This window comes from Desulfovibrio sp. ZJ746, assembly GCF_011039155.1.
Classification (GTDB): domain Bacteria; phylum Desulfobacterota; class Desulfovibrionia; order Desulfovibrionales; family Desulfovibrionaceae; genus Desulfovibrio.
The window spans coordinates 95,548-108,251 of record NZ_JAAKEK010000008.1 but is presented as its reverse complement, the minus strand read 5'-3'; the positions used below and the strand labels follow the sequence as shown (position 1 = coordinate 108,251).

Genomic DNA, 12,704 nt, shown 5'->3' with positions numbered 1-12,704 from the left:
GCCGCCGCGAAAGCGGCTTTTTTATTGGCCCGGCCCGGGCCGCTCCCCCCGAAAGGACGACAATGCTCAAGATCCTCCGCGCCAAGTTCCACGGCATCCGCGTGACGGCAAGCGACCTCAACTACCACGGCTCGGTCACGCTCGACCCCGAGCAGTGCGCCCGCGCCGGCATCCTGCCGCTGGAATTCGTGGAAATCTGGAACAAGAATTCCGGCCAGCGCCTCTCCACCTATGTGATCTACGGCGAGCCCGGCTCCCGCTGCTGCGTGCTCAACGGCGCGGCCGCGCGCACCTGCCAGGCGGGCGACGAGCTCATCATCTGCGCGTCCGAATATGTGGCCGACGCCCGCGAGCTCGCCACGCGCAGGCCCGTGGTGCTCTGCTTCGGCGAGGGCAACCGCGTGACGGACGCCCTGCGCTACGAAGTGGGCGACGGAGGAGGCCGCATGAGCTTCGCCGTGCGCCGGGAGGACTGACGGGGCGGCATGAAGATCGTCATCCTGAGCAACCAGGCCCGCTCCATGAGCAATTTCTGGAGCGTCCTCATCCGCCGCATGCTTACGGCCGGGCATACGGTCATCTGCGCGGCGCCCCCCGGCGACGCCGCCGCCGAGGCCGCGCTGCGGGCGCTCGGCGCGGAAGTGGTCAACTATCCGCTGGACCGCAAGGGCCTGAACCCGGTGCGCGACGCCGAAAGTTTCCTCGCGCTGGCGAGGCTCTTCCGCGCGGAGCGGCCCGACCTCCTCTTCGCCACCACCATCAAGCCCGTCATCTACGGCTGTCTCGCCGCGCGCGTGGCGGGCGTGCCCCGCGTCTACGCCACCATCACGGGCCTGGGCTACGCCTTCGAGGCCGACAGCCTGTTCAAGAAATGCGTCAATTGCCTCGGCGTTCTGCTCTACCGGCTGGCGCTCAGCCATGTGAACGGCGTCTTTTTCCAGAATGAGGACGACCTTAACGTTTTCCGCGAGCAGGGCATCCTCGCGCCGGGCGCGCGGGTGCTCATGGCGCGGGGGGGCACGGGCGTGGACACCGCGCGCTTCGCGGCGGCGCCTTATCCGCCGCTTCCGCCCGAAGGGCCGGTCATCTTCCTCCTCGTGGCACGCCTGCTGGAGGCCAAGGGCCTGAATGAATACGCGGAGGCCGGCCGCCTGCTCAAGGAACGCGGCGCAAACTGCCGCCTCCACCTGCTCGGCCCCGAGGAGACGGGCCTGGGCGGCGTGGACCTCGCGCAGATCCGCCGCTGGCAGGCAGAAGGCTTTGTGGAATATCTCGGCGAAACGCGCGATGTCAGGCCATATATCGCGGCCTCGCATGTGCTGGTGCTGCCCTCGTGGCGCGAGGGCACGCCCACGTCCGTCATGGAGGCGCTGAGCATGGCGCGCCCGGCCATCGTTACGGACGTGCCGGGCTGCCGCGAGGTGGTGCGGGACGGCGTCAACGGCTGGCTCACGCCGCCGCGCGACCCCGAGGCCCTGGCCCGCGTCATGGAGCGCTTCGTGGCCGACCCGGCCTCCATCGCGCGCATGGGCGCGGCCGGCCGTAAGCTGGCGCTCGCCGAATTTGACGCCGAAACCGTGGCCGCCCGCATCCTGGAGGACATGGGCGTGCCGGATGCGTCGCAACAGGACGGGGAGGAACAGCCGTGATCAGCGTCTACCGCCGGGCCCTTTTACAAACGCTGGATATTTTCTGCCTGCTCCTGGCGCTCACCATTTCCGGCATGACCACCATCGCGCCGGACCTGAGCGTTTTTGACGACTACACGGGCGCCTCGCTCTTCACCGTCTTTTTCTACATGCTCTTTTTCTACATCCTCGACGCCTACAGCGTGGCCCAGGAGGACTTCCGCGAGACCACGGGCCGCGTGCTCGTGGCCTGCTGCCTCGGCATCATCTCCTCGGCCACGGCCTCCTACGCCTTCGACCACTGGCGCTTCGACCGCGAGACCTTGCTGCTCCTCTTCACGCTCTCCTTTGTCTTTTGCCTTGGCTGGCGCTGGCTCTATTATCGCAATGCCGACAAGGTGACGCACCCCCTGCGCGTGCTGCTCGTGGGGGTGGACACGGCGGGCAAGGTGCGCCAGCTTTTGGCCGAAGGCCTCCCCAAGGCCAGCATCATCGGCTATGTGGGCGAGCCCGGCCAGGGCCCGGAGGCCGGCGAATATCTCGGCCCGCCCTTCATGGCCCTCGAGGTGGCGAAAAAAAAGGGCGCCACCATGATCGTGCTCTTGCCGGACGCGCCGCTCGACGACGACATCGCCCATGAGCTCCTCGAGGCCAAGCTGCGCGGCAGCATGGTGGTGGACATCCGCTCCTTTTACGAGCATGTGGTGCAGCGGCTGCCGCTCTCGCAGATCAACGACGAGTGGCTGCTCCAGACCGAGGGCTTCTCGCTCAACACGCGCGGCTCGCTCAGGCGCCTCAAGCGCGCGCTGGACGTGGGCATCTCGCTCGTCCTGCTCATCCTGACGCTCCCCGTTATGCTGATAACCGCGCTCATCGTGCGCCTGGAATCCCCGGGGCCGGTCATCTACAAGCAGGACCGCGTGGGGCTGCACGAAAAGGAATTCACGGTCTACAAGTTCCGCTCCATGCGCTCCGACGCGGAGAAGAACGGCGCCGTCTGGGCGAGCGCCAACGACGCCCGGGTGACGCGCTTCGGCAAGTTTATCCGCAAGGTGCGCATCGACGAGCTGCCCCAGCTCTGGAACGTGCTCAAGGGCGACATGAGCTTCATCGGCCCGAGGCCCGAGCGCATGGCCTTCGTGCGCGAGCTGAGGAAGACCATCCCGTATTACAGCCTGAGGCACACGGTGAAGCCCGGGCTCACCGGCTGGGCGCAGGTGCGCTATCCCTACGGCGCCTCGGAGGAGGACGCGCGCCGCAAGCTGGAATACGACCTTTATTACATCAAGAACATGTCCATGCTGCTCGACATCCACATCCTGTTCAAGACCGTGGGCGTGGTGCTCTTCCCCAAGGGCGCGCGGTAGGGCGCCATGGACGCGGGCGCCACTGCGGAAGGAAGCCCGGGCAACGCTGCGCCCCCGCGGCACCTCTGGCTGCGCCAGCTTTTCGCGCTGATCGTCAAGGAATTCCAAGAGATCGTGCGCGATCCCTCCTCCTATCTGGTAGCGGGCGTGCTGCCGCTGAGCTTTCTCCTCCTTTTCGGCTACGGCATCACCCTTGACGCCGGCATCCTCAAGCTCGCCGTGCTCGACGAAAGCGGCGGCAGCCACGCGCTGTCGCTGGCCGCGGATTTCGCCCATTCGCCGTGGTTCGAGACCGTGCATGTGGCAAGCATGGGGGACGCGGCGCAAAAGATGCGCGACTCCGAGGTGCAGGGCGTGCTCGTCATCCGCGGCGACTTCGACCAGCAGCTCGCCGCGGGCCGCACGGGCGCGCTCCAGGTCATCGTGGACGGGGCTGAGCCCAACACCGCGCAATATATCCGCAATTACAGCCAGGGTCTCATCAGCGACTGGCAGGTGACGGCGCGCCCCGGCGGGCAGGCGCAGCCCGCGCCCGTGACGCTCGAGGCGCGCTACTGGTACAATCCCACGGCCAAGAGCGAGCGCTTTCTCGTGCCCGGGGCCATCACGGTCATCATGACCCTCATCGGCACCCTGCTCACCTCGCTCGTGTTCGCGCGCGAGTGGGAGCGCGGCACCATGGAGGCGCTCATCGCCACGCCGGTGACGCGCCTCCAGCTCTTGCTCGGCAAGCTCGTCCCCTATTTCTGCATGGGCATGTTCAGCATGGCGCTCTGCGCCGCGGCGGCGGTGACGCTCTTCGAGGTGCCCTTCCGCGGTTCTCTCGGGGCGCTGCTTCTGCTCTCCACGGTGTTCATGCTGAGCGCGCTCGGGCAGGGCCTGCTCATTTCCGTGTGCCTGCGCGGGCAGCTCGTGGCGGCCGAGGCCGGGCTTTTCTCCGGCTTTTTGCCGGCGCTCATGCTTTCGGGCTTCGTGTTCGACATCAACAGCATGCCCGAAGCGCTCCAGATGCTGACGCGGCTCTTGCCGGCCCGCTATTTCAACACCTGCCTTCGCACCATCTTCCTCACCGGCGACGTGTGGAGCATCTTTGCCCCGAGCCTGCTGTTCATGGGCCTGCTCGCGGCCATCCTGCTCGGGCTCGTGTATAAAAACCTCACCAAGCGACTGGACACGCGCGCATGAAGCTCCAGCTCCCGGCGCCGCTTCGGCGCATGCTCACCATCGTGCGCAAGGAACTTTTGGTGCTTTTGAGCAACCGCACCTCGCGCTTCCTCATCGTGGTGCCGCCGCTTTTGCAGATCGTGGTCTTCGGCTGGGCGGCCACCATGGAAGTGCGCAATGTGGACGTGGCCGTGCTCTCGCGCGACAGCGGCCTCTGGAGCCGCGAGATACTGCACCGCATCGGGGGCTCGCCCACCTTCCGCAGCGTCTTCCACCTCATGGGGGAAGAAGAGGTGCGCCCGGTGCTGGACGCCCAGAAGGCGCTCTTCGTGCTCGTGTTCGACGAGGAATTTTCGCGCAATGTGGAGCGCGGGCGCCTGGCCTTTGTGCAGGTCATCCTCGACGGGCGGCGCTCCAACGCGGCGCAGATCGCGGCCTCCTACCTCTCGCAGATAGTGGAGGGGGTGGCCCGGGCCACGCCCATGGCCGGGGCGGCGCAAGCGCAGGCGGAGGACGCGGCCCCGGCCGTGCCCAGGCTCGATGTGCGCACGCGCTGCTGGTTCAACCCGAACCTGGAATTCCAGTGGTTCTTTTTGCCCAACCTGATCGGCATGCTGAGCCTCATGCTCGGGCTGGTCGTCACCGGGCTTTCCGTGGCGCGCGAGCGCGAGGTGGGCACCTTTGACCAGTTGCTCGTCTCGCCGGCCACGCCCACGGAGATAGCGCTGGCCAAGCTCGTGCCCGGCTGCCTCATCGGGCTCGCGCACGGCACGCTCTTCCTGCTCATCACCGTGTTCGGCTTCGGCGTGCCCTTCAACGGCTCGGTGGCCCTGCTCTATGTGGCCATGCTCGTCTTTTCCATCGCCGCGGGCGGCGTGGGCCTCATGGTCTCGTCGCTCTCGGCCACGCAGCAGCAGGCCTTTCTCGGCGCCTTCACCGTCGGGGTCCCCTGTATCCTCATTTCCGGGGCGGTCACGCCGGTCATGAACATGCCGGTTTTCTTGCAGCGCGCAAGCGAGATCAACCCGCTCAGGCACTTCACCACGCTCTGCCAGGGCGTCTTTTTGAAGGACATCACCCTCGGCGCGGCGCTGGTCAACCTCGGGAAGATCGGGCTCATCAGCGTGGCGGCCGTGAGCGTGGCCGTGTGGATGTTCCGCCGCAGGGCGTGAGCGGCTGCCCCGGGGCGCGGGCTTGTGCGCCGGGCGCGCCTCGGGTATGCTTGACGGAGAAGGCCGGGCGCACCGCCCGGCAAAGACAGGCGCAGGGAGGCCTTATGCTCATACGGAACTGGATGACCCCCGAGGTGATCACCGTCACCCCCGACACGAGCCTGCTCAAGCTCGGCAAACTCATGCGGGATCACGGCGTGCGCCGCCTCCCCGTGCTCGACAGCGGCCGCGTGGTGGGCATCATCTCCGACCGCGACGTGCGCGACGCCTCGCCCTCCAAGGCCACCACGCTCGACATGTACGAGATGCATTACCTCCTGGCGGAAATCAAGGCCAAGGACATCATGACCCCGAGGCCCGTGACCATCAAGCCCACGGATACGGTGGAAAAGGCCGCCATGATCATGCTCGACAAGAAGATCGGCGGCCTGCCCGTCGTGGACGAGAAGGGCGAGCTCGTGGGCATCATCTCCGACCAGGACGTGTTCAAGGCGCTCGTCAACATCACCGGCGTGCGCGACGGCGGCATCCAGCTCGGCATGGAGATCGCCAACGAGGCCGGGGCCATGCGGCCCATTTTCGACCTCCTGCGCAAGCACGGGGCGCGCATCCTCTCGGTGCTTTCCACCAACAACCAGGAGGGGCAGCGCAATATCTTCCTCCGCATCCGCGACCTGCCGGACGACGCCCGCGAGGCGCTTTTGCGCGACGTGCAGGAGCACGCGCGCCTGCTCTACTGGGCGCGCGACGAGGTGCACCTGGCCTGAGCGGATTTTTTGCCGGCTCAAGAGAAAGAGCGCGCCGTCCCCAGGGTGGCGCGCTCTTTCTGCATCGGCAACGAGTGAAAAGGGGGAAACGGCCCGGCGTTCGCAAGGCCTCTGCCGGCCTGGCGTCTATTTCCGGGAAAGCTCCAACTCCACGGGCTTGTCGGCTGAGAGAAGGATATTTTCAGGCCGGAGAAAGCCGGCATACAGGGCATCAAGGGGTATGGTGTAGTCCTTTCCCGCCTCCGAGGGGTCAACCTGGAAGGAAAACTTGCCGCTGGCATTGTTGGCCGAAACTTCGCCATGCAATGTGGTGGCTTCGTGGGCACGGATGTTAAAGACGATATAGGCCCCGTTTTCAATGAAGTCGAAATCCTTGAGCGGCAGCGCCCTTGGCTCGGTATCAAGCTGGACCGGGTACGTTCCGGGGGAAGTGGCTTCGACCCGGGAAGTTTCCGGCAAAAGCGCAGTGGCCCAGAGGCCCGCCAGCTTGCCCCATGCATGGTTTTGGGCGATGGGGAAATCTGGCCTCGCCTCCTGTGCGAAGCGGCTGTTTTTTGCCGCCCATATCTGGAAGCCATTGACGATTTTATAAGGCTCGTAATGCTTGTACAGCCATTGGATGATGTGAAATTGTGTCTGCGAGGGCGAGCCGTCCATGTTGGCGATGCCCCAGGAGGTGCTGTCGGCGAGCGCCAGCGGGACCTCGCCCCGGTCATATTTCCCCTGCATCATGCGGACAAAACTTTTTTGGGGCGACAAGAATCGTATCATCCTGATCGTATGCTGAAAGAAGGCCATGGGCTTATGCGTCTTGGAATACAACAGATGGGCGTCCGTCAAGTCAATGAACGTCTCATTCTTCCCAAGATGGGTTTTTAAGAATTCCGTAATCCCAGCATAGTTTGCGCCATAATTGGTGCCCGTGGCCTTTATCGTGACGCGAGTGGGCCGCGCTTCATGCCACTGGGCGGTTTTAAAGGTCATGGAATTCGGCTTGTAAAAGGGAATATTTGGGAAACACAAGGGATGGATAATGAGTACCAGTGCTAACCAGACGATATAATATATTTTCTTTATATTCAGCAAAAGGGGGAAGATAAAGAGGATCAAGGAAAAATAGGAGGGAATATAGGCCCCTTCATAGGGAGAATGCCGATTGAGGCTGATGGTCGTCATAAAAATGAGGCACAGGGCAACATAGAGCAAGCAAATGGTTTGCGGAGTGGGATTGCCGTAATTAATGATCTTGTTGGAACAAAAAAGAACAGCAAGGAGGGAAACAATGGGAATAAGAAGAAAAATATAAAATGTGCTGGCCGAAACCTGTTTCAAAATATGGGGATAAGCCCCTATCAGGTTCTGCGACTTGCCGAAAGCCAGTATCTGGAGCAGCGTTTCGGCAATGGATTTATCGCACAGGTGCAGGACAAGAAAATAGCACATGCCGCAGGAAAGAAAAACTCCGGCGCCGAAGAGAAAAACTTTGAATAATTTTTTTGGGGCTTTTAAATAGGTAACGAGGAACAGGAGGCTCGCGGAGATGATGGCAAACTTGCCTGATGCCGGGTGAAAAGCGAAAATAAGGATGGGCGCCAGCCATGTGAGGCAAAGCCGGACATTGGTTTTATTTTTTAAGTACCATAAAAAAATGGGTATTTCCACAAGGGTAATTCCATAATACCCATAACTGAAAAAGCCCATATTAAAACAAAACACTTCCGTTATGATAACGGAAACCAGTGGTGGGAGGAAATAACAGAGGACAAAATAGGCAAGTAGGCAGCCGACGAGCAGCTCCAGTGAAACACTCCTCGTCACAACGCTTTCAATACCGCTCTCACCAAGGCCATTGAGGAGGTTGTAGAGAAGCGGGCCAAAAGACCACTGGAAACCCCTGGCGGGCATAAAGTCGATAAAGGGCCATTGATTATATTCCAAAATTTGTTGCGGCAATACAACCGCATTCCCCGTGTGCAGCAGGTCTTCCCTGAGCACGCTCGTGGGTTGCCACGCGGCGCAGATATATAAAGTGCAAAATACAATGGGGAGGTATAAATATTTGAGGAGCGCGTCTTTATTAAAGTCCTTGTTGAGGAGCAATAGAAAATATGAGCCAAGGCACAGCAAAAAAATAAGCGAAAGAAATATATGATATGTATTGATGATTGCCCATTTTGAGAGAAAATATTGAACTTCTGCGGAAAAGGTGTAACAGAAAGGGCCCCAGAGCAGGGGCGAGAGCGCAAAAAACAGCCGCCCGGTAAATGGGCGGCTGGCCTGGAGGAAAATCGTCACCATGTAGAGAAGACAGGAAAGAATAAAGGGGTTCCAGCTGAAAAAGGATATATTGGCGGGAAACAAGAAGACCGCGCGAAACAAAAATTGAAGGGACAACAGGAGCAGAAAGATCAACGCCGTATTCGTATCGGGCTGGACAGCCCGGGAAAGAAAGCGCGTCACCCGGGAGAGCTGCCTGGAAGAGAAGAATCCCGGGAAATTTTTTGCAACTTTGCCAAGACATGTGAGTGTGATGGAGGCGCAAAAAATTCCCAGCGCTACATAGAAGAAGGGGTTGGGCTTGATTTCGCCTTTTCTGGAGATGGAGAGAAACAATGTCGCCGCGCAGGCAAAGGCCATCCAGAGATGGACATACGTCACGGGCGACAGGTTTTGTATGACCGCATTGATTCGGGAACGGAGCGCGATGCAGAAACCGGTGAGGCGGTGGGCAACGAGAGACAACCGGGAATAGTGCGCAAGATAGAGCGCTGCGAATATGGCTATGAAGACGGAAAGGACACCTATAAAATACGGCGTGGGATTGGGAAAGATGAATTGCAGCGAAAGGAGCGCAACAAGGCCTGAACCAAGGAGGATGCCATTTTGAAGCACAAATCTTAATTGGTGCTCCTGAAGAGTTTGCTGCAAGATGGCCAGCAGCTTGTCCACAACTTTATAGGCCGCTATATATACGCAGCAAAAAATCGCAAGAAGCTGGTAATACAGCGAAACCCTTTTGGGAGCATCAACGCCCGCTTCCAGCGCGATGCTGACGGTAAAATCATAGGTTTTCGTCAAGGTAAAATCAAAAGTCAGGTAGTATACATAACAGCCGCAACATGCGAGCAGGAAGCTGACAACGAATTTGCACAGGGACATTTCCTGGCGGCCTGTCAGCAGCTGTGGAAACGATGAGAGTTCTTGCATGCGGGGCATTCCTTGCTTGCCAGACAAAGAGGCTCGTAGTGGCGCAGGGCGCCCTGGCCGTCCTGTCGCTTTTGAGGGAGCGGACGGAAATCAAGAACCGGGGTGGAGCCAGCTCTGCCTGCGGCATCTTGCCACCCAGGCCGGGCTGCACGGCGGCTTTAATACACAGATTTCAATGGTGGCGCAAGACAGGGCGCCGGGTGTGGGCATTGCACGGATGGCGCCCGCTGCGCCCGGGCATGGCCCTGACTTTACCTTTTGGCTCACGTGGGCTCGCGCTTTGAGAGGGTGTCAGGGGGCTGGCATGGACGCGCCTGGTTTCTCCGGCGCGCCGATGCCATTTGTGCCAGTGCCGGAATTTTTGGCGGAAAGGGCCTGGGGCGTGGCGGCGCGTGCTTTTTATACCCTGAAGGTGGCAAAGACAGGGGTGGCTGCGCTTCAGCGGGCCTCGCGGCGGCAGAGCCCGCGCGTGGAGCGCAGGCGCAATTCCTCCACGATGGCCCGTTCATACTCGGGCGCGAGTGAAATGGCCGTGCGCATCTCCTTATTGAGAAGCTGTTCCACCTGCTGGGTCTCTTCCCAGATCTCCAGCAGTTCTTCGTCCGCAAGGCTCTTTACCCGCTGGGAAAACGGCATGTCGTCGGGGAACGGGGTGGACTGTGCCATGGAGCCTCCTCACGCTTTGCGCCTTGATAGCCCTTGCGCGGCAATGCGTTGCCAGGGCCTTCACTCCGCCGGGAATTTGCGGCCGTCGGCGAAGATCTGGCCCGTCTTGCGCAGTCTGAGCCGGGCGCGTACCCGCGGCTCCCCGGCCTCCGGGCCGAGCACGGCCAGGGTGAAGGCGAGCGGCGAAAGATAGCCCATAGTCCAATCGAGGGTGAATGTCACGCCGCCCCCGGGCTGTGGCGCCCAGCGCAGGAGCAGGGGCCTGAGATCCATGCTGCGCGGGCCGTTCTTGCCCTCGCGGGTGAAGGGCGCTTCGGCAAGGGCGGCAAAAGTTTCCAGGCGCCGCGCGAGCAGCCCGTCCGCGTCTGTGCCGCCTCCCGCGCTTTCTCCGGCCAGGTGGCAGGAAAAGACTTCGGCCACGGCCTGTTCGGTGCGCCGTTCGGCCGGCGTGAATTCCACGAGCCGCAGGCGCATGCCCGGCGGCAGGTGCGCGCCGAGGCGTTCCGCCGCTTCTGCGGGGGCCAGGAGGCGCCGCAAGGTGAGGGCGAACCATTCGGCCTCGCTCTCCACGCCCACAGGGAGCGCCCGCCCGAAGGAGAGCAGGGGCAGCGGATGGAAGCCGCGCGAAAAGGCGAGCGGCAGGCCGGCGCGGCGCAGCGCGCGCTCCAGTGTGGCCTGGAGCTCCAGCTGGCTCAGGCAGGCGCTGCCGCCGGTCTTGGTGTGCCAGAAGCGGTATTGCGCGGCCTTGTGCACCAGCTCGGGCGCGAGGTGGGGCGGCTCCTGCTTCTGGGTCTTGCAGATGAGGCGCCCTTCGGCGTCGCGCCGGGGCTGGTGCGCGGCCTGGTCGCGCTGGCTGAAGACGAGGCGGTTGCGGCGCGTGGCGTCTTCGCCCTCTGTCCGCGCGGGCGCGGCCAACAGCGAAGGCCCGGCGGCCGTGTCGCAGGCGCCGCAATGCCGGCAGGCGCCGTAACGGCAATCGGGCGTGACCTTGCCGGCCAGCGCGCGCTCGCGCTCCCGCAGGAGAAAATCCTCGGAGACGCCGGCCTCGAGGTGGCTCCAGGGCAGGGGTGCGCCCGGCTCGCGGGCGCCGGTGCAGTCCTGGGCCGCGATGCCGCATTCTTTCAGGGCCTCGAGCCACGGGGCGATGGCAAAGCTCTCCATCCAGCTGTCGAAGAGCGCGCCCTTGCGCCAGGCCAGTTCCACCACGTCGGCCATTTCCCGGCCGGCGCGCGAGAGGATGCCCTCAAGGTGGCTCATGGCCGGCTCGTGCCAGCGCAGCTTGAGGCATTTCTGGCCCTTGAACTGCTCGCGCACGAGGCGCACGCGGCGGTCGATCTCGTCAAGGCCGATCTGCGCCTCCCACTGGAAGGGCGTGAACGGCTTGGGCACGAAGGGCGAGAGCGAGGCCGTCACCTGCAGGCGCGGCGCCCCGCGGCCGCCGGCGTCGCGCACCTTGCGGCAGAGCTCGGCGATGGCGACGAGGTCTTCGTCCGTCTCGGTGGGGAGGCCGATCATGAAATAGAGCTTGACCTGCCGCCAGCCGTGCTCCAGCAGTTTTTGCGCGTGGAGCAGGATGTCCTCCTCGCTTATGCCCTTGTTGATGACATCGCGCAGGCGCTGGCTTGCGGCCTCGGGCGCGAGGGTCACGCCCGTGCGCCTAAGCTCGGCCATGCGGCCCATGATCTCGTCGTCGATGGAGCCCACGCGCAGCGAGGGCAGCGAAAGCACCACCTGCTCGCGGGCGCAGCGCTCCATGGTGCCCTCGCACAGGGTCTTGAGCGCGGAATAATCGCCTGTGCTGAGCGACAGGAAGGAAATTTCCTCAAAGCCGGTCTCGCTGAGGCAGGCCTCCAGCAGGGCGCCGACGCTCTCGGGCGAGCGCTCGCGCACCGGGCGATAGACCATGCCCGCGTGGCAGAAGCGGCAGCCGCGCGTGCAGCCGCGCGCGATCTCGAGCGAGAGGCGGTTGTGCACCGCGCCTGCGGGGATGACCTGCCGCGCGGGATAGATGGCGCCCTCGAGGTCGGCCACGATGCGCCGCGCCGGCCGGGCGTGGTCGGCAAAGCGGGGGATGAGGCCGCCGCCCCGCCACGCACTGAAAAAGGAGGGTACATAGACCCCGGGAATATGGCGCGCCTCTTCAAGAAAACGGGCGCGACCCCACCCTTCGGCGCGGGCGCGCTCAAGCAGCTCGAGGACTTCGGGAAATGTCTCCTCGCCGTCGCCCAAGACCATGAGGTCCATGAAGGGCGCGAGCGGCTCGGCCCCGAGCAGCGCCCCGCCGCCGGCCATGACGATCGGGCAGGCGCCGAGGTCGTCCGGGCGGTCGGCATGGCGCAGCGGGATGCCGGCGAGGTCGAGCATGAAAAGGACATTGGTGTAGCAGAGCTCGTGCGTGATGGAAAAGGCCACGCAGTCCATGCGGGCCAGCGGCGTGTCCGACTCGAGCGTGCAGAGCGGGGCCTTGTGCTCGCGCAGGATGGCGGCGGCGGCGCGGTCGGGCGCCATGACGCGCTCGGCCCACCAGCCGTCATGGGCGTTGACGATGCCGTAGAGGATCTTCTGCCCGAGGTAGGACATGCCCACCTCGTAGAGGTCGGGAAAGGCCAGGGCCACGCGCATGCGCACGGAATCGGCCTGCTTGCGCACGGCGCCGTCCTCGATGCCGGCGTAGCGGCTCGGCCGTGGCAGAAGGGGCAGGAGGTCGCGCATGGTTTTTCGCCTTGGGGGAGG

The 12,704-nt window shown here is 63.2% G+C and carries 9 protein-coding genes; 6 read left to right on the top strand and 3 right to left on the bottom strand.

All coding sequences use genetic code 11. The features are described 5' to 3' along the window. The first annotated feature begins 62 nt into the window (after nt 1-62). The 6 genes from G7Y54_RS11675 (at nt 63) to G7Y54_RS11650 (ending at nt 6,098) form a co-directional block, all read left to right on the top strand. Nucleotides 63-476 (top strand): aspartate 1-decarboxylase, encoded by a 414-nt coding sequence (locus tag G7Y54_RS11675; protein ID WP_165079519.1) that lies wholly within the window; start codon nt 63-65, stop codon nt 474-476. Nucleotides 477-485: 9 nt separating this feature from the next. Beyond that, nucleotides 486-1,649 carry a glycosyltransferase family 4 protein gene (locus G7Y54_RS11670; protein ID WP_165079518.1) on the top strand — a complete coding sequence of 388 codons (1,164 nt, stop codon included), beginning with the start codon at nt 486-488 and terminating at the stop codon, nt 1,647-1,649. Beyond that, nucleotides 1,646-2,995 carry a sugar transferase gene (locus G7Y54_RS11665; RefSeq protein ID WP_165079517.1) on the top strand — a complete coding sequence of 450 codons (1,350 nt, stop codon included), beginning with the start codon at nt 1,646-1,648 and terminating at the stop codon, nt 2,993-2,995. The genes G7Y54_RS11670 and G7Y54_RS11665 overlap by 4 nt, the downstream gene beginning before the upstream one ends. A gap of 6 nt (nt 2,996-3,001) precedes the next feature. Then, the gene (locus tag G7Y54_RS11660) at nt 3,002-4,180 is read left to right on the top strand and encodes an ABC transporter permease (protein WP_165079516.1); all 1,179 of its coding nucleotides are present in this window, start codon (nt 3,002-3,004) and stop codon (nt 4,178-4,180) included. Next, the gene (locus tag G7Y54_RS11655) at nt 4,177-5,331 is read left to right on the top strand and encodes an ABC transporter permease (protein ID WP_165079515.1); all 1,155 of its coding nucleotides are present in this window, start codon (nt 4,177-4,179) and stop codon (nt 5,329-5,331) included. The genes G7Y54_RS11660 and G7Y54_RS11655 overlap by 4 nt, the downstream gene beginning before the upstream one ends. Before the next feature lie 104 nt (nt 5,332-5,435). Further along, nucleotides 5,436-6,098, top strand: a complete 663-nt coding sequence (locus G7Y54_RS11650; RefSeq protein WP_165079514.1) for a CBS and ACT domain-containing protein — start codon at nt 5,436-5,438, stop codon at nt 6,096-6,098. A gap of 126 nt (nt 6,099-6,224) precedes the next feature. Here G7Y54_RS11650 and G7Y54_RS11645 read toward each other — a convergent pair whose 3' ends face one another. The 3 genes from G7Y54_RS11645 to G7Y54_RS11635 form a co-directional block, all read right to left on the bottom strand. Beyond that, complete coding sequence (locus tag G7Y54_RS11645) at nt 6,225-9,305, bottom strand: hypothetical protein (RefSeq protein ID WP_165080269.1); 3,081 nt, start codon at nt 9,303-9,305, stop codon at nt 6,225-6,227. A gap of 438 nt (nt 9,306-9,743) precedes the next feature. Beyond that, nucleotides 9,744-9,971 (bottom strand): hypothetical protein, encoded by a 228-nt coding sequence (locus tag G7Y54_RS11640; RefSeq protein WP_165079512.1) that lies wholly within the window; start codon nt 9,969-9,971, stop codon nt 9,744-9,746. A gap of 60 nt (nt 9,972-10,031) precedes the next feature. Next, nucleotides 10,032-12,683 carry a TIGR03960 family B12-binding radical SAM protein gene (locus tag G7Y54_RS11635; RefSeq protein ID WP_165079511.1) on the bottom strand — a complete coding sequence of 884 codons (2,652 nt, stop codon included), beginning with the start codon at nt 12,681-12,683 and terminating at the stop codon, nt 10,032-10,034. Nucleotides 12,684-12,704 lie beyond the last annotated feature (21 nt).